Below are 19,653 nucleotides of genomic sequence, written 5' to 3' on the forward strand. Positions count from 1 at the left end.
GCGGGAAGGGTCCGACGTGGTGTGGCGGGTACTCGTTGTCGATGACGAGCCGGGGATCCGGCGGGTGCTGAGCGGGTACCTGATGGCCGACGGGTTCGAGGTGATCGAGGCCACGACCGGCGAGGATGCGGTCGCGAGGGTCCGGCGACGGGCGCCCGACCTCGTGCTCCTGGACGTGATGCTCCCGGACGTCGACGGGATCGAGGTGCTCCGCCGGATCCGTACCTTCTCGGACGTGTACATCGTCCTGGTGACGGCCCGGGCCGAGGAGACCGACACTCTGGTCGGGCTCGCGGTCGGGGCCGACGACTACATCACCAAGCCGTTCAGCCCTCGCGAGGTGGTCGCCCGCGTCAAGGCTGTGCTGCGACGCGGGAGAGGCCAGGTCGACTCTCCCGCCAGGCTCGTCTTCGACGGGTTGACGATCGACCCCGCGGCGCGGGAGGTGGCGCTCGGTGACCGGTCGGTCCGGCTGTCGGCCCTGGAGTTCGACCTGCTGGTCGCGCTGGGACGTGCACCTGGACGGGTCTTCTCACGCCAGCAGCTGGTCGAGCAGGTCTGGGGTGGCGACTTCTACGGTGACGAACGGGTGGTGGACGTGCACATCCGCAACCTGCGCAAGCAGCTCGACGACGACGCCGCCGCGCCGGCGATCATCGGCACCGTGCGCGGTGTCGGGTACAAGTTCCTGCTGGAGCCACGATGAACCGGCTCTCGACGAGACTCCTGGTCAGCCACGCGGCGGTCGCCGTCGTCGGCGGTCTGACGGCGTACCTCGTCGTCCTGGCGCTCGCGCCACAGCTGTACGACATGCGGGCCGGCCGGATGACGGGTCCGATGTCCCACGGTGGCGCGCTGCGGGCCGCGGCCGTCGACGCGATGAACGGCGCCGTGCTGGTCGGTGTCCTGGCCGGGATCGTGACCGCAGCAGTGGCGGGGGCGTGGTCGGCCCGACGCATCATGCGACCGCTGGCCGACGTGAGAGCGGCGACCCACCGTCTCATCGAGGGGTCCTACGAAGGTCAGCTCGAGCTTCCCCGGGAGCAGGAGGTCGCGGCGGTGGTCGCTGACGTCAATGCGCTCACCCGACGTCTGGCGGGCAGTGAGGAACGGCGGACCCACCTGCTCGGCGAGGTCGCCCATGAGATGCGGACCCCGCTCACGGTGCTCGACGGCTACGTCGAAGGGTTGATCGACGGGGTGTTCGAGCCTGATGCGGCGACCATGGCCGAGCTTGCGGGTGAGCTCCGACGGCTCCGCAGGCTCTCGGACGACCTCGGTGCGCTGTCCCGGGCCGAGGAGCGCGGTGTTGAGCTGCGGCTCGCGGTGACCGATCTCGGCGAGGTCGCGGCTGGAGCTGCTGAGCGGCTGCGCCCGCAGTTCGACCACGTCGGGGTGCGGCTCGACGTCGTGCCGACGGGCGGTCCGGCGATCGTGACCGGGGACGCCGACCGGCTCGCGCAGGTGGTGACCAACCTCGTGGGCAACGCCCTGGCTGCGACACCGAAGGGTGGGATGGTCCGGGTGATGACCGTCGCGACGGTCGACGAGGTGGTGACCGAGGTCGCCGACACCGGTTCGGGGATCGCGACGCAGGACGTGGGGCGCGTCTTCGAGCGGTTCTACCGGATACCCTCCGACGACTCCGAGCGGACGCGGACCGGTATCGGCATCGGCCTGACCATCGCCCGCGCGATCGCCGCGGCCCATGGCGGCAGCATCGACGTCACCTCACCGGGCCGTGGTCACGGCTCGACGTTCCGGCTGCGGATCCCGGCCGGCGGCCAGCGGTCGTCCGGGGGTCACGCGGTCCGACCGTAGTCCGGCACGGGCTGTCCGGTCCCGGCGGTGGCCACGGCACGAAGGGCAGCGATCCCGACGGGTTCGTGCGCGAGGAGCGGGACGATCGCACACCGGTGTGAGCTGTCGCGGAGCACCTTGGTGATCTCCGCCTGCTCGTCGTGGGCTCTGCGCAGCAGCAGCGGGTCGGTGGTCGAGGCCGCCGTCAGGGAGTTGTTGATGACCCAGGCCCACGGGCTGATGCCGGCCCGACGAAGGTCGCCGACGAGCTCCTCGGCCTCGAGCACGGGCGTGGCCTCGGCCAGCGTGACGATGAGGACCTTGGTGTGGTCGGGGTCCTGGAGTCGCATCATCGGTGTGGTGAAGGCCGCGGCCGAGGTGCCCATCTGTCGGGCGGCGTCGCGGTGGTAGGACCCGGTCGCGTCGAGCAGCAGCAGGGTGTGGCCGGTCGGTGCCGTGTCCATGACGACGAAGCGCCTGCTGCCCTGGTTGACGATCGTGGAGAAGGCCCGGAAGACGGCGATCTCCTCGGTGCAGGGGGAGCGCAGGTCCTCTTCCAGGCTCGCCCGCCCGGCCTCGTCCAGAGCTGCGCCCTTGCGGCTCAGGACCGACTGGCGGTAGCGCTCGGTCTCGGTGGCCGGATCGATCCGGGAGACCTCGAGCCCCGGCACGGCTCCCGCGAGGGTCTGGGTCAGGTGGGCGGCGGGGTCGGTGGTGGTCAGGTGCACCGGGAGGCCGCGCTCGGCGAGGGCCACGGCGATGGCTGCGGCGATCGTCGTCTTGCCGACACCGCCCTTGCCCATGAGCATGATCAGCCCGTGGTCCTCGTGGCTGAGCTCCTCGACCAGGGCGTCCAGGGAAGCGACGCCCGCAGGCAGCGACACGTCGTCCGGCTCCTGCGGGTCGGTCGGAGCGGTGGAGCCCGGCTCGAACAGGCGAGCGAGGGCGCCCAGGCCCACCATGTTCTCGGGCTTGAGCTCCAGGACGTCACGCGGCAGCTCGGCCAGCTCGGCGGGCAGTGACGCGAGGACCGCCTGCTCGCGGTCGCGCACCGCGTTCGCCAGGGTGTCCGGGAGTCGTGGTGCAGGCATCACGGCGTTGACGACCAGGTGCTGGCGGCGAAGGCCCAGGGCGGAGAGCTCGGTGTGGGTCCGTGCCACCTCGTCGACAGCGGCACGTTGGGCGCGGGTGACCAGGACCAGGCGGGTCCGGTCGGGGTCAGCCAGGGCAGAGACGGCCGCGGCGTAGACGGTGCGCTGGCGGTCCAGGCCGGCCAGCGGGCCCAGGCACGAGGCGTCGCCCTTGCCGTCGTTCAGGAAGTCGGTCCACGAGGCCGGCAGCTGCAGCAGCCGGATGGTGTGGCCTGTCGGGGCGGTGTCGAAGATGACGTGGTCGAACCCGGCCGCGGACTCGTCACCGGTGAGCAGGGCGGTGAACTCGTTGAACGACGCGATCTCCGTGGTGCACGCCCCGGAGAGCTGCTCCTCGATGAGCCTGACCTCTGCCGCGGGAAGGAGGCCGCGGACGGGGCCGACGATCCGCTCCCGGTAGGTCGCGGCCGCGTGGTCCGGGTCGATCTCCAGGGCGGACAGCCCGGGGACGGCCCTGACCGGTGTGACGGTCGCCCCGATCTCCAGGCCGAACACCTGGCCGACGTTCGACGCCGGGTCGGTGCTGACCAGCAGCACAGTCCGGCCGGCGCCGGCCAAGGAGATCGCTGCAGCGCAGGCGACCGACGTCTTGCCGACTCCGCCCTTGCCGGTCAGGAACAGGAAGCGCGGGGCGTCGAGCAGGAAGGTCGGCGGAGTCGTGGAGGTCTCGGTCAGCACGCGCCGCCACCCCCGCAGCAGCCGCCTGCGGCACCGGCCATCGGCAGCGTGGCCGGTGCAGGCTCGGGCGAGCGGGTCTTCGCCCAGCGTGCGAGCTCGGCTCGGCTCGGGTAGCGACCGGCCATGGCGACCGCCCCGTCGACCAGCACCAGAGGCAGCCCTTCCGATCCGGAGACCTGCAAGAAGTCCAGGACCGCAGGCTTGCCTGCGAAGGCGACCGGCTCGGTGGCGAGGTTGAACCGCGTGACATCGGCGCCCTGGCTGGTCAGCCAGTCCAGGTCTGCCGAGAAGGTGACCAGCTCTTGGGGGACGTCGGGGCCGCACACGCCGGTGCTGCAGCACAGTGCGGGCTCGAAGATCTCGATGGTGCTCATGTGCGGGTGCCTCCACGACGGAACGGATCGATGGCTGTCGATTCAGCCTATGCCTATATCGACAAGTGTCAATCCAAGGTGGATGCTGGAACCATGACCTCCGTCCCGACCTTGCTCCCTGTGCTCGACGTGTCGGCCTGCAGCCCGACACTGGTCGGCGCGCCCCTGGACGTGGACCGGGCGTCCGCGCTGGCTGCGCGGTTCAAGGCGCTCGGTGATCCTGCGCGGTTGCGTCTGATCTCCCTGATCGCCGCCCACGAGTCGGGCACCGCGTGCGTGTGCGACCTGACAGAACCGCTCGGGCTCAGTCAACCGACGGTGTCCCACCACCTCAAGGTGCTGCGGGAGGCCGGCCTGGTGACCAGCCAGAGGCGGGGGACCTGGGTGCACTACAGCGTGGTGCCGGGTGCGCTGGAGAGCCTGTCCGAGGTCCTGGGTGGTGCGATGGCATAGGTCGGAGCGGAGGGTCCCCGTCCGGCTCGTGAGCGAACGGGCGCAGCGGTCACGGTCAGCGCAGGCCCACCTGTGCTGAGGCGCGACCGGCCGCGACCAGGCGGCCGCGCGCGGTGGTGGGGAACCGTTCGATCATCAGCCGCAGGGTCGCGGCATCCACGTTGGCCCCGAAGGCCTCGGCGTGCGGCTGAAGGTTGACGGTGTCGTCGAGAGCTCCGGCGGGCACAGGGTCGAAGCCCAGGGTGTCGATGATCATGGAGGCGAGCCGGACGGCCGCCGCGTCGTCACCCGCGACGGCGATCGCCCGGCGGTCGGATGCTCCGGGCGGTCGCGGACCCTCGTCCAGGTCGTGGTATCCCATGTGGTTGAACGCCTTGACCACCGTGGCGCGGGGGAGCGCCTGCGCCACCAGCGTGCTGGTCGCGACCGCCGGATCGGCGAGCTCGGGACGCTCACCGTCGGTCTCCCACCAGTAGTTCGTCGCGTCCACCACCGTCTTGCCGGCCAGCAGGCCCGCGGGGACGGAGGGCAGCCCGCTCAACGGGATCGCCAGGACCACGACGTCGGCGCGATCGGCGACGTCATCAGCGGTGGTCGCCACGGCCCCGGGCGCGAGCACCTCCACGACCAGGCGGATCCTGTCCGGCTCGCCCGGTCCGGCGACCAGCACCTCGTAGCCGGCCGCGACCGCCAGGCGTGCCAGCACGGTGCCGAGCTTGCCGGCGCCGAGGATCCCGAACGTCCGGACCGCCTGCGTCATGCTGCCGCTCCGGCGTCGGAGTCGGCGATCAGGTCGCGGACCATCGGTGCGACACGTGTGCCGAACAGCTCGACCGAGCGCAGACGCGCGCCGCTGGGTTGGCGGCCCGCGGTGTAGATCAGGTCGAACCGGCTGACGTCGAGGGCCTGGACGGAACGGGCGATCTTGCGGGCGACCGTCTCGGGAGATCCGACGTAGAGGGACCCGTGCTCGACCTCGCGGTCGAACTCCACGCGCCCCAGCGGAGGCCACCCGCGCAGCGCACCGATGGTGTCGCGCATCTGCTTGTAGGTCGGGTAGTAGGTCTCCCGCGCCTGGTCGTCGGTGTCCGCGACGAAGCCGGGCGAGTGCATCCCGACCGGGCCGGTCGGTGTCTCGAGCTGCCGGGTGGCCCGCCGGTACAGATCGACGTACGGGCGGAACCGCTCGGGCTCGCCGCCGATGATCGCGAGCATGAGGGGCATCCCGTAGCGCGCGGCGCGGACGACCGACTGGGGTGAGCCGCCGACACCCACCCAGGTGTCGAGCCCGCCGGCAGTCTTGGGGTACACGTCGGCCTGGTCGAGCGCCGGTCGGGTGGTGCCGGTCCACGTGACCGGCTCCTCGCGCAGGAGCCGGGCGAACAGGTCGATCTTCTCCTCGAAGAGCACGTCGTAGTCGCGCAGGTCGTAGCCGAACAGCGGGAACGACTCGGTGAACGACCCGCGTCCGAGGATCACCTGCGCCCGGCCCTGCGACAGCGCGTCCACGGTGGCGAACCGTTGGAACACCCGGACGGGGTCGTCCGAGCTGAGCACCGTGACGCCTGACGCCAGGGTGATCCGTGAGGTGCGGGTCGCGATGCCCGCCAGCACGGTCTCGGGGGAGGAGACGGAGTACTCGGGGCGGTGGTGCTCGCCCAGGGCGATGACGTCGACCCCGGCCTGGTCCGCGAGGACGGCTTCCTCCAGCACCTGACGGATCGCCTCGGGATAGCTGAGCACGCGGCCGGAGTCGTCGGTCGGTACGTCGCCGAAGGTGTCCAGGCCGAGCTGCACGGTGGTCATGACGGGTCCTCCCTGGTGTCGACGCCACGATCGTGCGTCGATATGGTTGAACCGTCAATCCGATCGGGGGATTCCCGAACGTGGCGGCCATGCCGATCGAGAGTGCGTCGCTGACGTGGCATGAGGGCGGGATCGGCTCGCACGGGGTTAGGCTCGCGCCCAGCCTCGAGCGAAGGACGGACCCGCGAGACCATGACCGGACGATCTGGGCCTCGCCTGCCCGGCGAGGCGGCAGGGGAGTGGGCCCTGACCCTGGGTGTCGTCGCGCTGGTCTCGTCGTTCGTCCCGATGATCGGGGAGATCGTCGCCGTGCTGACCGCGCTGCCGGCGATCACGCTGGGCGCCGTGGGGGTACGCCGCTACGAGACCCGTCAGTCGAGTCGTCTGCTCCCGGCGGTCGCGGGCGTGGCCCTCGGTGTGCTGGCGATGATGATGATGATGTTCGTCCTCGTCGCGACGCGATTCTCGCCCTGAGCCCGCACGCAGGTACGTGGGCGGGCGACGGTCAGCCGGCCGCGTCGCCGCTGGTCGGGTTGCTGGTCGGGGGCGGGATCACCTGGAGGCGGGTCAGCCGGTTGCCTGCGGTCTCGGTGACGACGAGGTCGTGCCGATCGACCGTGATCGAGTCCCCGACCGTGGCGACCCGGCCCAGGCGGCTGACGACGTACCCCGCGGCGGTCTCGTAGGGCCCGTCCTGGAGCTGCACGCCGGTCTGCTCGGCGAACTCCTCGATCGTGATGCTGGCATCCACGGTGAGCGTGCCGTCGGTCGAGGTCGACCGGACCGGGACGATGACGTCGTACTCGTCGCGGATGTCTCCGACCAGCTCCTCGATGAGGTCCTCGAGGGTCACGATGCCGTCTGTGCCGCCGTACTCGTCGACGACCACGGCCAGGTGGCGGCCCTCACTCCGCATCTGCGACAGGGACGGCAGGAGGTGGGCGGTCGAGGGCAGGTGCAGGATGTCGCGCGTCAGGTCTCTGACCAGGGTGGACGGGACGGCGTCGAGCAGGTCTCGGACGTGCAGCACGCCGATGACGTCGTCGAAGTTCGCCCCGATGACCGGGTAGCGCGAGTAGGGGCGGCTCCGGACCGTCGACAGCACCTGGTCGACCCGGGTGTCGCCGACCAGGAAGGCGACCTCGCCCCGGGGGCGCATCACCTCGCCGAGGGACCGGTCTGCCGCGTCGAAGACATCGCCGAGGATCCGTCGTTCGTCGTCGGTGAGGCTCTGGTGGGCCACCACGATCTCCCTCAGCTCTTCCTCCGTCATCTCCTCGGACCTCGCGGTCGGGTCACCCCCGAGGAGGCGGACGACGGCGTTGGTCGAGACCGACAGCAGCCACACGACCGGGCGCATCACCGTGGCGAAACGGTCCAGGGCCGGTCCGACCATCTGGGCGACGGTCTGGGAACGCTGCAGCGCGAACCGCTTGGGGACCAGCTCTCCGAGCACGAGCGACAGGTACGCGATGACGAGGGTCAAGGTGATCAGCGCGACGGTCCGCGCCGGCCCGGTGGACAGGCCGGCGCTCTCGAGCACGGGGACGAAGTCCGGTGCCAGGGTGGTGGCGCCGTAGGCGGCGGAGAAGAACCCGGCCACGGTCACGCCGATCTGGACCGCTGCCAGGAACCGGTTGGGGTCGCGGGCGACCGATGCCACCCGCGCCCCGCGTGAACCCTGGTTCTCGAGCTGCCTGATCTGGCTCTCCCGCAGCGAGACCAGGGCGATCTCCGTACCTGCGAAGACGCCACCGATCAGGATGAACACCAGGACCAGGCCGATGTTGAGCAGGGTGCCCTGGTCCATCAGGTGCCGTCCCCTGCGGACATCGGTCGAGGGAGCGCGCTCGGACCGGTCGGGTCATCCGCGGTCGGGCCCGGCCCCACGACCGCCACGGGGCACCGGGCGTGGCGCAGGACAGCCTGGCTCACCGAACCGAGCAGCAACCCGGCGAAGCCGCCGAGCCCCCGCGAGCCGACGACGAGCAGGCTGGCGCCGTCGGACTCGACCGCGAGCGCGTGAGCGGGGTGGTCGTTGACCAGGGCGATGGTCACGTCGACCCCCGGGTAGTGCTGCCGAACGGTCGCGAGCGAGGCCAGCAGCTGGAGGTGCTCGGCCTCGTGCAGGTCCTCGAGCGGGATCAGCAGCGAGGGGTGGACAGGCACCGGCGGCTGCCACGCCCGCACCATCGTGACGCCGAGCGACCTCCTGGCCGCGGCCGCGAACCCGAACGTCAGGGCGCGATCCGAGGCCTGCGAGCCGTCGACACCGACCACGACACGGCCCGACGACCGTGCCGACGAGGTGGCGACCGTCGGGCGCACGACGACCACGGGACAGCGTGCGTGTGCTGCGACCTGGACACCGACCGATCCGAGGAGCAGCCCGGTGAAGCCGCCGAGTCCGCGGCTGCCCAGCACCACCAGGCAGGCGTTGGTGCCTTCGTCGAGGAGCGCGGCGGCCGGCGCGCCGGTCGCGAGGCGGGTCTCGATCACGAGGTGGGGCCCGGCCGTCCGTGCGTGCTCGACGGCGTCGTCGAGGAGCCGTCGCGGACCTCCTGGCCGTGGCTCGTCGTCCGCCCCGGGTGTCGCCTCCGGATCGACGACGAGGATCGCCTGTTGGCCGACCGCGTGGATGATGCGCAGCACCCGCCCACGGGCTGTGGCCTCGGTCGCCGCCCACAGGACGGCGGCCTGCGCCGAGGACGACCCGTCGATCCCGACGACGACCGGGCCCGAGTGGTCCAGCGAGCCGACTCCCTCGTCTGCGCCCACGACATCTGCTCCCTCCGTACCGGCTGCTCACGGGCCGGCTCTCGATCTGACCACGATGGCACGAGGGAGTCGTCGAGGGGAGCCCAAAGCAGCAAGGAGCCCACCCGCCTTTCCGGAACGGCCTCTGGGGTGCTGCCGGAGCGGGCGACGCCCTCCCGCGGCGAGGGGAAGCGCGGCGCCGCGGGATGATCAGGTATGGCAACCCGGGTTCTGCAGGGCAGGTACGAGCTGCGCCGCCTCATCGGCAGCGGCGGGATGGCGCAGGTGTGGGAGGCCCAGGACTCCGTCCTGGAGCGGCTCGTCGCGGTGAAGACCGTGGACCTCGCGGGTGCGGACGACCCGACCCTCGCCGAGCGCCTGCAGCGGGAGGCGGTCGCGACCGCGACCCTGGTCCACCCGGACATCGTGACCGTCTACGACGCCGGCGTCGAGGGAAGCACCGCGTTCTTCGTGATGGAGCTGCTCGCCGGCCGGGACCTGGCAGCTGTGCTGCGCGATGGCCAGCTGCGGGTCGATGACGCGGTGCGCATCGGGGAGAGGGTCAGCGGCGCCCTGGCCGCGGCGCACGCAGCCGGGATCGTGCACCGCGACGTCAAGCCGGGCAACGTCGTGGTCGACGGCGGTCAGGTGACCGTCGTGGACTTCGGCATCGCCGCCGTCACCCGGGCCGCGCAGGCGTCCTTGACCGCGGTCGGCACCGTCCTGGGGACGGCGCAGTACGTCGCCCCGGAGCAGGCCGACGGCGGCCGCGCGTCACCGGCGAGCGACATGTACGCCGTCGGGTGCTTCCTCACAGCGCTGCTCACCGGCAGCGGACCGTTCACGGGCGAGGACCCGATGGACGTGCTGCGCCAGCACGTCACCGCGACGCCCCGCCGGCTCCGGGACGTGCGGCCCGAGCTGCCGCCCGCCCTGGACGACCTGGTCAGCCGGCTGCTCGCCAAGGAGCCGGCCGCGCGTCCGACGGCCGAGCAGGCCCAGGAGCTCCTGGGCACGATCGCCTCGTCGATGGCCGGATCGGCGGCGTCCGCAGCCGTGGACGGTGGCACCAAGGTCCTGCCCGTAGGCGCTGCGGGAGCGTCGGCGACCCCGGGCGGGAGGTCTGCGATCGCAGCGGTCACACCTGCCCTGCCGCCCTCGATCCCGGTTCGGCGATCGGCGACGGACTCGAGTGTCGCGGTTGCCGCGTCCGAACCCGGACCCCGGCGCCGTCGGTCGCCGGGTCTGCTGATCGCGGCGGGGGTTCTGGTGCTCGTGCTCGCGGTGGCCGCCATCGCTCTCGGCACGGGTTCGCCCGAGGTCCCCGGGGACTCGGACCCACCTGTCGCGGGCGGCGAGGTGCCCGCCGGTCCCCAGGAGGAACCGGTGGACGAGCCGGCCCAGGAGCCGCCCGCCGAGGTGCCGTCTGGACCGGTCGCCGTCGAGGACGTCCCCGCACTGCTGGCCACCCTGGACGTCGAGGACGATGTGCGCGCGGACCTCGGCAAGCGGTGGGAGAGGATCCTCGAGGCCGTCGAGAAGGACGAGGACGACAAGGCGGCGAAGAGAAGTGGCGAGATGGTTCGCAGGGTGGACGAACGGGTCGTAGACGGCGCGCTGAGCCCCGAGGAGGGAGCCGTGCTCCGGGCCGCGCTCGTCGCGGGCTGGGGCGAGCCCGCCGCGGACGAGGACAAGGGCAGCAGGAACGGCGACGACGACGAGGACGACGAGGACGACGACGACTGACGAGCGCGCTGCGAGACGTCGGTCACCCGTCGGCGAGGTTCGCCACGATCTCGCGGTAGCGCGCCGTCCCCAGCTCGGTCTGCTCTCCCTTGCGGCAGAAGGCCAACGCGCCGAGCTTGCGGTGGACACGTTCGACGACGATCCGTCCGTCGACGAGCTTCGACTGCAGCGTGCCGAGCGCCTCGCTGAAGCGGCGGTCGTTCCTCGCCTGCTCGTAGTGCGACAGCGTGTGCACGTAGTGGAAGAGGTTGTAGCCGGCGAACGGGTACTCGACCTGGAGGAACAGGGTGCCGATGCCGTAGTGGCACGGGCCGAGGGGCTGTCGACTCACCCAGTGCGCGAGCAGGACCTCGACGGTCTGGGGTGGTGCGAGGCTCGCCAGCCCGGCGACCCGGAGGGCGTCGAGAGCCGCGAGGGTCGGCCCGGGGTTGCAGGCCTCCGTCTCAGGTCCTCGACCGAAGAAGTACTTGGCGCACCGCCAACCCCCGTCGGTGTGACGCGTCGACAGGAGCTGATCGAAGGTGCATTGCAGTCGCGAGTCCTCGGAATGTCCCAGGGCCGCCAGTGCCCGAGCAGCGTTGATGGTCTGGCACGGGTAGATCGTGCCCGACGGTGACACTCTGAATCGGGCGTCCTTCCGCCACGCCCGCCAGATCGCCCCGGCTGCCTCCTGGAGCACCTGATCGGTGGGATCGACGCCCAGTTCGACGAGGAGGAGCGGGGCCTCGAGCGTGGAGAACGGGCCACCCTTCGCGAGTCCCCCGTCGGGCGTCGTCCAGTGGTCCGCACCGTTGTCGTGCCGCGTCGCAAGGATCGTCTCGACGTCGGCCTGGTACCTCGCTGCCACTGCCACCAGCGATCCCTCCTTCGCGAGGTGACCCGCGCCCGCCGGTCTCAGTCGACGCGACGGGCGCGGCTGCCCACCTCGTAGTGTGGCGCAGGACGGCCCACCCGCACGCTTCTCGGCGAAGAGACCTTCAGCCTCGGTTGGCCCGCGACACAGCAGACGGGGGAGACGCGACGGGTGGTGTGGTGGAACCGCCAGCAGGGGACGCCGCGACGAGGGCCCACCCAGGGTGGAGGACTGCGAAAGCTCGTCGTCTGCCTGGACTCACAGCAGCCGGGACAGTCGTGCCTTGCTGAGGTTCTCCCGCACGATCCAGCCGACGTCGGGGTCTGGAGAGTCCAGGAGCGCGCGAAGACGCGGGAGCCCGAGCCGCGGATCGGCCGCCACCGCGACGCTCCAGCAGTAGCCGAGCCCCCTGCGCAGCACGCGGACCTCGGGACGGCGGCGTTCCTCACGTGGCCGGGCGGCCAGCGACCTGGTCACCAGCTCGCAGATGTCGACCGCGACCCGGGCTGCGTCCGGACCATCCAGCAGCCGAGGCTCGCAGACGCCGGCGACCGCCGCGCGCTGGACCAGCGGGTCGGGGTCACCGGCCCAGATCGCGCAGAGACGGAACATCCGTGCGGGGTCGGTGTCGCCGAGGCGTTGCAGAGCCATGGCCACGGCCTCACGCACCCGCCAGCGACCGTCGCTCGCGTGAGCGTGGAGCTGGTGCTCGAGGTCGCCGTCGGCACCGGCGGCACCGTCGGCAAGACGCCGACCGAGGCCGACGACTCCGCAGAACACGAGGTACTCGTCCTCTCCGGACAGGAGAGCGTCCAGCACCGACGGGTCGGCCTCCTCGGCGAGGGCCTTGGCGAGCTCGATGTTGCCGCGTGGACCCGGTAGGCCGGAGTGCTCCGACAGGTAGGCCGGCCAGCCGGTCGACGGCAACCTCCGTAGCGAACGGCGGTACTGCTCCACCCGGTTCATGGATCCACCCTGGTCCGGTGTGCGGCGAACGACGCCCCTACGACAAGGACCCGGTCGGCACCTCGGCCGGCGACCTGTGCTTCATGAGATCCCAGGCCGTGGAGCCGCGGCCGCGAACGGTGCCCCGCGCCTGGTGGCGAGGTCGCCCTGGTGCGTCAAGCGTCATCCGGTCGACCGTGAGTCTCCAGGGACGATCGTCCTGCGCTCGTGGTCGGCCACGGGAGCCGGCCGACGGGCATGCCCTGGTCCGGGCGTGGGCGGCACGGGAATGGCGACGGCCTCGGCGCCGTTCGGCAGGACATGACCACGTCGGCTCCGGCCCTCTCGCACGGCCGGGCGCGCATCAGCGCAGGCTTCGTCCTGCTGGTGTCCTCGCTCACGGCGATCGGCCCGCTGACGATCGACCTCTACCTCGCGGCCTTCCCGCAGATCACCAGCGAGCTCGCGACCACCCCGGCCAGGGTCCAGCTCACGCTGACCGCGACGCTCGCCGGGCTGGCTCTGGGCCAGCTGCTGATCGGGTCGGTCTCGGACGCCTACGGCCGGCGTCCTCCGCTGATCGCTGCCCTCGCCGTGTACGTCGTGGCCTCCGTCGCGATCATCGCGACGCCGTCGATCGAGGCCCTCACCGTCCTGCGCTTCGTCCAGGGCTTCTCCGGTGCGGCGGGCATGGTCGTGTCGATGGCGATGGTGCGGGACCGGTATGAGGGTGTGGCCATGGGCAAGGTCATGGCCCGGTTGATGCTCATCGTCGGTGTGGCGCCGATCCTCGCCCCGATCCTGGGGGCGCAGATGCTGCTGCTCGGCTCGTGGCGGGTCATGTTCGCCTTCCTGGCCGGGTTCGGTGTGCTGCTGCTGGTCCTGGTGCTCTTCGTCCTGCCGGAGTCGCTGCCGGTCGAGAAGCGTCGCGTCGGTGGCTCGCGGGCGGCGCTGGCCTCCTACGCGGGGCTGCTCACCGACCGGGCCTTCCTGGGTCTCGGACTGCTGTCCGGGTTCTACATCGCGGCCCTGTTCACCTACGTCTCGAGCTCGACCTTCGTCCTGCAGGACGGGTTCGGTCTCAACGCGCAGCAGTTCGCCCTGGTCTTCGGTGCGGGGTCCCTGTCGCTGACCATCGGGAGCCAGGTCAACGGCGCACTCCTGGGTCGGGTGACCCCGGAACGCATCCTGGCGGGTGCCGTCGCGACAGGTCTCGTCTTCTCCGTCGCGCTGCTGGTGGTCACGCTCATGGGTGGAGGGCTGTGGCCGATCATCGCGCTGCTCGTCCCCATCCTGGGTACGGCCGGGTTCGTCTTCCCCTCGGTACCGGCCATCGCCCTCGCGGCGAACGCGCACCGGGCCGGGAGCGCGGCGGCGCTGCTCGGCTCGCTGCAGTTCGGCATCGGCGCTGCTATCGCCCCGGTCACCGGGCTCTTCGGCCAGACGGCGGTCGCGATGGCCGCGGTCATGGCCGGGGTCATCACGGTGGCCGCGGTGCTGCTCGTCGGTGTGCGACGGGTGTGGAGCCGGCAGGCCGACGACGCCGGGCGCGTCCAGCAGAGCGGCGTCCCCGCCGACCTCCTCGCCCTGGCCGGAGGCCCGCGACGCCCGGAGCACGCCGACGCGGTGCGCTGAGCGGGCCAGCTCTCAGCTGTGACCTGAGCCCACCGCTGACGAGGAGCAGGAGCAGCAGGAACGGGGTTCCTCAGAGGAGGTTGGGGATCTTCTGCTCCTCGGCGACGTTGGCGCGGCGGAAGCGGAGCGTCACCGCGGTCGCGATGAGCACGATGAACAACGAGTAGAGCGCCGGCACCAGGAGCACGAGCCCGAGAGCCTCGCTGTCCGCGAAGGTCAGCAGCACGATCGCGATGGCGAGCGGCCCGTTCTGGATACCGGTCTCCAGCGCGACGGTCCGGGCGTTCGCCGGGTGCAGGCGGATCGCCTTGGAGATCAGGTAGGCGGCAGTGATGCCGACCAGGCCGAGCAGCACCGAGACCGCGTACACCTGCCACGGGGTGATCGTGAGCAGGACCCAGTTCCGGGGCACCCACGTCACCAGGAGGAACACGATGAAGAAGAGGCCGACCAGGCCACCCATCAGCTCCAGCACCGCACCGATGTTCGCGCTGTAGCGGCGGATGACCATCCCGATGACCACGGGGACGAGGAGGATCACCAGCGTCACGATGATGTTCTCGATCGGGATCTGGAGCTCGGAGTCGGGCGGCAGGAAGCGGCTGCCGTACAGCAGGAGCGCCAACGGCGTCATCACCAGAGCCCACAACGTCGAGTGGGTCGTCATCATGACGCTGAGCGCCAGGTTCCCCTTCGAGAAGTACGTGAAGATGTTCGACGTGGTGCCGGCGGGTACCGAGCCCATCAGCAGCGCACCGATGGCCACCGGGACCGCGTACTCCTGCGGCAGCGGCAGGAGGAACACGAGGACGAGGAGGAAGGCCACGAGCGGCATGATGCCGAACTGGGTCAGCCACCCGATCACGAGGCCCTGCGGCCGCCGAAGCGCCGAGGAGAAGTCGCGCGGCGTGAGACCAGCACCCAGGCCGAACATGATGACGAAGACCAGGGCGACAAGCATGACCTGCTCGAAGTCGGTGACCACCTGATGGTCTGCCGGCGGTCCCGTGATGCCCAGCACGACCGCGAGGGGTGCGGCGCCCGTCATGACTGCTCCGCTTCCAGGTCGGATCCTGGTGCAGGACGTGACGCGTCGACCGACGGCGGGTCGTCGCGCAGCTCTCTGCGCAGGATCTTGCCGATGTTGCTCATGGGCAGCTCGTCCCGGAACTCCACGCTCCGCGGCACCTTGTAGGCGGCGAGATGCTCGCGGCAGTAGGCAACCACCTCGGACGCACTGGGCCGAGGCTCGTCGGCGACGAGGTACGCGACGACGGACTCGCCGGTCTGCTCGTCGGGGGCACCGACGACCGCGGCGTCCCGGATCCCCGGCATGGTCGTGAGGCAGGCCTCCACCTGGGTGGGGTACACGTTGAACCCGCTCACGAGCACCATGTCCTTCTTGCGGTCGACGATCCGGAAGAAGCCGTCGGTGTCCATCTCGCCGACGTCGCCGGTGAACAGCCACCCGTCCCTGACGGTCGCGGCGGTCTCCTCCGGCTGCTGCCAGTACCCCAGCATCACCTGGGGGCCTCGGGCGACGAGCTCACCCGGCTGCCCAGGGCCCAGAGGGGTGCCGTCCTCGGCGACGCACCGGACCTCGGTCGAGGGCACCGGGATGCCGATCGAGCCGTCCTTGATCGTGCCGCCCAGGGGGTTGAAGGTCAGCACCGGGGAGGACTCGGTCAGTCCGTACCCCTCGACGATGGGGGTGCCGGTCACCTCACGCCATCGCTCGGCGACCGAGGCGTGCAGCGCCATGCCGCCGGCCGCGGACGCGCGCAGCGAGCGTGGCGGGTGCTCGATGAACCATCGCTCGTTGAGCAGCGCGTTGAACAGCGTGTTGACGCCGGTCAGCCAGGTGATCGGGTAGTTCTCGAACGCCCGCTTGAGGTTGCTCGGGGGCCGTGGCGACGGGATCAGGAGGTTGCGCCCGCCCAAGGTGTGGAAGCCCAGCAGGTTTACCGTGAACGCGAAGATGTGGTAGAGCGGCAGGGCGGTCAGGACCGTCTCCTCGCCGGGCCGGACGTGCGTGCCGAGCATCTGGAGCATCTGCCGCGTGTTGGTCACCAAGTTGCGGTGCGTCAGCATGGCGCCCTTCGACACCCCGGTGGTCCCGCCGGTGTACTGCAGCGCTGCGACCGTATCGAGGTCCACCTCCGCCAGGTAGGCGTCGAGATCCGCGCCGACGTGCTGCCGCTCGCGCGCCTGGGCGAGCGCAGACCGCAGCGGGGTGTGGTCCACGGCGATCTGCGGGATCGAGCGCTGCCAGTACCTCTGGGTGACCCGGATGATGCCGGCGATGACGGTGGGGAGGAACGTGGAGATCGGCACCGTGACGACGGTCTCGACGGACGTCTTCGGCAGCACCTCGGGAAGGCGGTCGGTGAACATGTCGCTGATGAACAGCGCCCGCGCGCCCGAGTCGGCGAACTGGTGTGTCATCTCCTCGCGCTTGTACAGGGGGTTGGTGTTGACCAGCACGCAGCCTGCCTTGAGGACGCCGAAGGCGATGACCGGGTAGCTGAGGCAGTTGGGCATCTGCACCGCGACGCGGTCACCGACCTGCAGGCCGAGGACCTCGCGGAGGTAGACGGCGATCTCGTCGCTCAGCCGGTCGACCTCGCGGTAGCGCAGAGAGCCGTTCATCCCGTTGGCCATCACCTGGGTGAAGGCGATGTCGTCGCTGTACGTGCCTGCCGACCGTCGCAACAGCTCGGGCAGGTTGCGTTCGGCGACCTCTGCGATGTCCGGCCCGGTGTCGTCCGGGTAGCTCTTCACCCAAGGGAAATCGGTCATCAGGCCGCATCCTTACCGGGACGGGGCACCTCGTCGGCCCGTCTGGCACCGATCATCCCACGGTCCGCAGATCGGCACCGAACCGCTGGATCACGCGGACGGGGCCGTCCGGGCTGAGGACCGTGACGCCCGCTCCTGATGCACCTCTCTGGGCAGAGCAGCAAGAAGGCCGCCCCGGATCTCTCCGGAACGGCCTGTGACCTGCTGCGATGCTGGTGGGCGATACTGGGATCGAACCAGTGACCTCTTCCGTGTCAGGGAAGCGCGCTACCGCTGCGCCAATCGCCCATGGGTACTGCCGGTGCTGCTGCACTGCTGCTTGATGCGAGGTGGAGACGGGATTCGAACCCGTGTGGACGGCTTTGCAGGCCGCTGCCTCGCCTCTCGGCCACTCCACCGCAAGGCTGTGGTCCACGTCAGGCGTGAAGCCTTCCAGGGATTGCGCCTTCGAGCGGACGACGGGATTCGAACCCGCGACCCTCACCTTGGCAAGGTGATGCTCTACCACTGAGCCACGTCCGCGCGACACGTTCCGGACGAGCCGGCGTCGTGTGCGTCCCGAACTCTAACCGACGGCCAGGACGAGAGTCCAACCGGTGCGATTCGTCGCCGTGTCACGTCGCGCGGAGCTGCTGGTGGAGGTGTCGGCGCTACGGTGACCCGGTGCCTGCTGACCCTTTGCGCCGAGCGTCGGGGACTGCCAGGTTCGCGGGGATCAGTGCTGTCGGCGCCGTGGAGTGCATCGACCTGCGGACCGAGTCCCATCGCCTGGACGGTGGCGGGTTCTGGGCCGTGGTCGGGGACTTCGAGGGCCGGGTCCGCGCCTGGCGGTTCGCCGAGGTGGAGCGCGACCCCGAGTCGGTGCCGGTGGACCGACCCGGCTCGGCGCGCGCCTGGACCGGTCCGCCGGCCTCGACCTGGGCGTCGTCACTGGGCAGCTGCGCCTACCAGGCGGCGGTGACCGAGATCCGTCGCGCGATCCGGTCCGGGGACGTCTACCAGGTCAACCTCTGCCGTGTGCTCCAGGCACCCCTGGCAGCCCTCGACGGGCGCGAGCCTGACCCGGAGGCGCTGACCAGCGTGCTCGCTCGGGGCAACCCGGCCCCGTACTCGGGGCTGGTGCACGTCCCGGGGGGACGCCATCTCCCACCCGTCTGGGTGGTGACTGCCTCCCCGGAGCTCTTCCTGCGGGTCGAGGGTGGACTGATCGCCTCGGGGCCCATCAAGGGCACGGCCTCGACCCCTGCCGGGCTCACCGACAAGGACCGTGCGGAGAACATCATGATCGTGGACCTCGTGCGCAACGACCTGCAGCAGGTGTGCGTACCGGGCACGGTCGAGGTGGTCGGGCTGCTCGAGGTCGAGCAGCATCCCGGCCTCGTCCACCTGGTCTCCACCGTCCAGGGCCGCCTCGTGAGCGCCATGCCTCCCTGGGGAAGGATCCTGGACGCGACGTATCCGCCGGCCTCGGTGTCCGGCGCTCCGAAGCGGGCGGCGGTGACGGCGATCGAGCGGCTCGAACCCGTGCCCAGGGGTCCGTACTGCGGTGCGGTGGGCTGGATCGACGCCGACTCGGGCCGGGCTGAGATCGCGGTCGGCATCCGGACGTTCTGGTGGACCGCTGAGGACGGCGGGCTGCTGCGTTTCGGGACGGGCGCAGGCATCACCTGGGGAAGCGATCCAGCGGCCGAGTGGGCGGAGACCGAGCTCAAGGCGGACCGTCTGATCGGTCTGGCGAGCGCCCCGGGCTGACCAGCAGCGATGATCGGACGGACCGGACGACGAGGGAGAGCCGTATGACGGACATGGTGGTGTGGGCAGACGGGCGTCTGCGTGAACCGGACGAGTCGGTGCTGACGGCCGTCGACCACGGCGTGACGGTGGGTGACGGCGTGTTCGAGACCTGTGGGGTGGTGCGCGGCAGCGCCTACGCCCTGACCCGCCACCTGGCACGCCTGCAGCGGTCGGCGCAGGGGCTCGGGCTCGAGGCCCCCGATCTCGACGAGGTGCGTCACGCCGTCGACCAGGTGCTCGCCGCGGGAACCACGGTGGGACGGGTGCGGATCACGGTCACCGCGGGGCAGGGTCCGCTCGGGTCGGGCAGGACCCCCGGTCGCCGGACCCTCCTGGTCGTCGCTGGTCCTGCGCGGCCTGCCTCGACCGCGCGCGTCGCCCGTGTCCCGTGGACCCGGAACGAGCGGTCCGCGGTGGCCGGGCTGAAGACGACGTCCTACGCCGAGAACGTGGTCGCGCTGGCCCGGGCGGCCCAGGTCGGTGCGGACGAGGCACTGCTGGCCAACACCGTCGGGGAGCTGTGCGAGGGCACCGGGTCGAACGTCTTCGTCGAGCGCGACGGGGAGCTCCTGACCCCACCGTTGAGCTCGGGCTGCCTGGCGGGGATCACCCGCGAGCTGGTCCTGGAGTGGTCTGCGGCGGCCGGGCTGCCCGTCCGTGAGGCGCTGGACGGCGAGCTCCCGTACGCCGTGCTCGACGAGGTGTCGGCGGGGTCGGCACAGCTCTTGCTGACCGGATCGGTGCGGACCGCGGTCCCGGTGGTCGCACTGGACGGACGTCCGGTGGCCGTCGGGCCGCTGTCCGCGCGGGTCCGTGAGGTCTACCTCGACGGGGAGGCGCGCGACCTGGACCCGTGACGCCC

Annotated in this window: 18 protein-coding genes and 3 tRNA genes; 8 read left to right on the top strand and 13 right to left on the bottom strand. The window is 71.1% G+C overall.

Going from position 1 to position 19,653, the window contains the following annotated elements:
* Window positions 1-64 precede the first annotated feature (64 nt).
* Complete coding sequence (locus tag M1R94_RS14840; RefSeq protein WP_249382493.1) at window positions 65-706, top strand: winged helix-turn-helix domain-containing protein; 642 nt, start codon at window positions 65-67, stop codon at window positions 704-706.
* Window positions 703-1,821 (top strand): sensor histidine kinase, encoded by a 1,119-nt coding sequence (locus M1R94_RS14845; protein ID WP_249382494.1) that lies wholly within the window; start codon window positions 703-705, stop codon window positions 1,819-1,821. The genes M1R94_RS14840 and M1R94_RS14845 overlap by 4 nt, the downstream gene beginning before the upstream one ends.
* Here the strand turns inward: M1R94_RS14845 and arsA are convergent.
* Both arsA and arsD read right to left on the bottom strand, forming a co-directional pair.
* A complete protein-coding gene (gene arsA / locus M1R94_RS14850) occupies window positions 1,803-3,629 on the bottom strand; it encodes an arsenical pump-driving ATPase (protein ID WP_308199914.1) in 1,827 nt (608 codons plus the stop codon). The genes M1R94_RS14845 and arsA overlap by 19 nt on opposite strands.
* Window positions 3,623-4,003 carry an arsenite efflux transporter metallochaperone ArsD gene (gene arsD / locus M1R94_RS14855; protein WP_249382495.1) on the bottom strand — a complete coding sequence of 127 codons (381 nt, stop codon included), beginning with the start codon at window positions 4,001-4,003 and terminating at the stop codon, window positions 3,623-3,625. Before arsD ends, arsA begins: the two co-directional genes overlap by 7 nt.
* 93 nt (window positions 4,004-4,096) lie before the next feature.
* Here arsD and M1R94_RS14860 point away from each other — a divergent pair, with 93 nt between their 5' ends.
* Window positions 4,097-4,456 (top strand): ArsR/SmtB family transcription factor, encoded by a 360-nt coding sequence (locus M1R94_RS14860; protein WP_249382496.1) that lies wholly within the window; start codon window positions 4,097-4,099, stop codon window positions 4,454-4,456.
* 55 nt (window positions 4,457-4,511) lie between these two features.
* Here M1R94_RS14860 and M1R94_RS14865 read toward each other — a convergent pair whose 3' ends face one another.
* Together M1R94_RS14865 and M1R94_RS14870 are read right to left on the bottom strand one after the other, a co-directional pair.
* Window positions 4,512-5,216: an NADPH-dependent F420 reductase gene (locus M1R94_RS14865; protein WP_249382497.1), complete on the bottom strand. Its 705-nt coding sequence runs from the start codon at window positions 5,214-5,216 to the stop codon at window positions 4,512-4,514.
* A complete protein-coding gene (locus M1R94_RS14870; RefSeq protein ID WP_249382498.1) occupies window positions 5,213-6,262 on the bottom strand; it encodes an LLM class flavin-dependent oxidoreductase in 1,050 nt (349 codons plus the stop codon). Before M1R94_RS14870 ends, M1R94_RS14865 begins: the two co-directional genes overlap by 4 nt.
* A 192-nt stretch (window positions 6,263-6,454) precedes the next feature.
* Here M1R94_RS14870 and M1R94_RS14875 point away from each other — a divergent pair, with 192 nt between their 5' ends.
* Window positions 6,455-6,736: a hypothetical protein gene (locus M1R94_RS14875; RefSeq protein WP_249382499.1), complete on the top strand. Its 282-nt coding sequence runs from the start codon at window positions 6,455-6,457 to the stop codon at window positions 6,734-6,736.
* Window positions 6,737-6,767: 31 nt separating this feature from the next.
* Here the strand turns inward: M1R94_RS14875 and M1R94_RS14880 are convergent, their stop codons facing one another.
* Window positions 6,768-8,072: a hemolysin family protein gene (locus M1R94_RS14880; RefSeq protein WP_249382500.1), complete on the bottom strand. Its 1,305-nt coding sequence runs from the start codon at window positions 8,070-8,072 to the stop codon at window positions 6,768-6,770.
* Complete coding sequence (locus tag M1R94_RS14885) at window positions 8,072-9,040, bottom strand: universal stress protein (protein WP_249382501.1); 969 nt, start codon at window positions 9,038-9,040, stop codon at window positions 8,072-8,074. The genes M1R94_RS14880 and M1R94_RS14885 overlap by 1 nt, the downstream gene beginning before the upstream one ends.
* 195 nt (window positions 9,041-9,235) lie before the next feature.
* Here M1R94_RS14885 and M1R94_RS14890 point away from each other — a divergent pair, with 195 nt between their 5' ends.
* Complete coding sequence (locus M1R94_RS14890) at window positions 9,236-10,765, top strand: serine/threonine protein kinase (protein WP_249382502.1); 1,530 nt, start codon at window positions 9,236-9,238, stop codon at window positions 10,763-10,765.
* 22 nt (window positions 10,766-10,787) lie between these two features.
* Here M1R94_RS14890 and M1R94_RS14895 read toward each other — a convergent pair whose 3' ends face one another.
* Both M1R94_RS14895 and M1R94_RS14900 read right to left on the bottom strand, forming a co-directional pair.
* Window positions 10,788-11,618: a hypothetical protein gene (locus M1R94_RS14895; RefSeq protein ID WP_249382503.1), complete on the bottom strand. Its 831-nt coding sequence runs from the start codon at window positions 11,616-11,618 to the stop codon at window positions 10,788-10,790.
* Between the two features lie 258 nt (window positions 11,619-11,876).
* Window positions 11,877-12,584, bottom strand: a complete 708-nt coding sequence (locus M1R94_RS14900; protein ID WP_249382504.1) for a HEAT repeat domain-containing protein — start codon at window positions 12,582-12,584, stop codon at window positions 11,877-11,879.
* A 300-nt stretch (window positions 12,585-12,884) separates the two neighbouring features.
* Between M1R94_RS14900 and M1R94_RS14905 the strand changes: the two genes are divergently transcribed.
* A complete protein-coding gene (locus tag M1R94_RS14905; protein WP_249382505.1) occupies window positions 12,885-14,198 on the top strand; it encodes a multidrug effflux MFS transporter in 1,314 nt (437 codons plus the stop codon).
* A gap of 70 nt (window positions 14,199-14,268) precedes the next feature.
* Here M1R94_RS14905 and M1R94_RS14910 read toward each other — a convergent pair whose 3' ends face one another.
* The 5 genes from M1R94_RS14910 to M1R94_RS14930 form a co-directional block, all read right to left on the bottom strand.
* Complete coding sequence (locus M1R94_RS14910) at window positions 14,269-15,246, bottom strand: bile acid:sodium symporter family protein (protein WP_249382506.1); 978 nt, start codon at window positions 15,244-15,246, stop codon at window positions 14,269-14,271.
* The gene (locus M1R94_RS14915) at window positions 15,243-16,997 is read right to left on the bottom strand and encodes an AMP-binding protein (RefSeq protein ID WP_249382507.1); all 1,755 of its coding nucleotides are present in this window, start codon (window positions 16,995-16,997) and stop codon (window positions 15,243-15,245) included. Before M1R94_RS14915 ends, M1R94_RS14910 begins: the two co-directional genes overlap by 4 nt.
* Before the next feature lie 213 nt (window positions 16,998-17,210).
* Window positions 17,211-17,285, bottom strand: a tRNA-Val gene (locus M1R94_RS14920).
* 39 nt (window positions 17,286-17,324) lie between these two features.
* Window positions 17,325-17,395 (bottom strand) — tRNA-Cys (locus M1R94_RS14925).
* Between the two features lie 52 nt (window positions 17,396-17,447).
* Window positions 17,448-17,519, bottom strand: a tRNA-Gly gene (locus M1R94_RS14930).
* A gap of 141 nt (window positions 17,520-17,660) precedes the next feature.
* On the opposite strand from M1R94_RS14930, the gene M1R94_RS14935 reads away from it, so the two are divergent.
* Together M1R94_RS14935 and M1R94_RS14940 are read left to right on the top strand one after the other, a co-directional pair.
* Complete coding sequence (locus tag M1R94_RS14935; RefSeq protein WP_249382508.1) at window positions 17,661-18,749, top strand: chorismate-binding protein; 1,089 nt, start codon at window positions 17,661-17,663, stop codon at window positions 18,747-18,749.
* Between the two features lie 44 nt (window positions 18,750-18,793).
* The gene (locus M1R94_RS14940; protein WP_249382509.1) at window positions 18,794-19,648 is read left to right on the top strand and encodes an aminotransferase class IV; all 855 of its coding nucleotides are present in this window, start codon (window positions 18,794-18,796) and stop codon (window positions 19,646-19,648) included.
* The last annotated feature ends 5 nt before the right edge of the window (window positions 19,649-19,653 follow it).

Origin of the sequence: Actinotalea alkalitolerans, assembly GCF_023369855.1 — a bacterium.
Lineage (GTDB): Bacteria > Actinomycetota > Actinomycetes > Actinomycetales > Cellulomonadaceae > Actinotalea.

Excerpts from the sequence above, each read along its gene's own strand:
- M1R94_RS14845 (WP_249382494.1), top strand. The coding sequence starts at position 703 with ATGAACCGGCTCTCGACGAGACTCCTGGTCAGCCACGCGGCGGTCGCC.
- arsD (WP_249382495.1), bottom strand. The coding sequence starts at position 4,003 with ATGAGCACCATCGAGATCTTCGAGCCCGCACTGTGCTGCAGCACCGGC.
- M1R94_RS14860 (WP_249382496.1), top strand. The coding sequence starts at position 4,097 with ATGACCTCCGTCCCGACCTTGCTCCCTGTGCTCGACGTGTCGGCCTGC.
- M1R94_RS14865 (WP_249382497.1), bottom strand. The coding sequence starts at position 5,216 with ATGACGCAGGCGGTCCGGACGTTCGGGATCCTCGGCGCCGGCAAGCTC.
- M1R94_RS14870 (WP_249382498.1), bottom strand. The coding sequence starts at position 6,262 with ATGACCACCGTGCAGCTCGGCCTGGACACCTTCGGCGACGTACCGACC.
- M1R94_RS14875 (WP_249382499.1), top strand. The coding sequence starts at position 6,455 with ATGACCGGACGATCTGGGCCTCGCCTGCCCGGCGAGGCGGCAGGGGAG.
- M1R94_RS14880 (WP_249382500.1), bottom strand. The coding sequence starts at position 8,072 with ATGGACCAGGGCACCCTGCTCAACATCGGCCTGGTCCTGGTGTTCATC.
- M1R94_RS14890 (WP_249382502.1), top strand. The coding sequence starts at position 9,236 with ATGGCAACCCGGGTTCTGCAGGGCAGGTACGAGCTGCGCCGCCTCATC.
- M1R94_RS14900 (WP_249382504.1), bottom strand. The coding sequence starts at position 12,584 with ATGAACCGGGTGGAGCAGTACCGCCGTTCGCTACGGAGGTTGCCGTCG.
- M1R94_RS14905 (WP_249382505.1), top strand. The coding sequence starts at position 12,885 with ATGACCACGTCGGCTCCGGCCCTCTCGCACGGCCGGGCGCGCATCAGC.
- M1R94_RS14910 (WP_249382506.1), bottom strand. The coding sequence starts at position 15,246 with ATGACGGGCGCCGCACCCCTCGCGGTCGTGCTGGGCATCACGGGACCG.
- M1R94_RS14915 (WP_249382507.1), bottom strand. The coding sequence starts at position 16,997 with ATGACCGATTTCCCTTGGGTGAAGAGCTACCCGGACGACACCGGGCCG.
- M1R94_RS14940 (WP_249382509.1), top strand. The coding sequence starts at position 18,794 with ATGACGGACATGGTGGTGTGGGCAGACGGGCGTCTGCGTGAACCGGAC.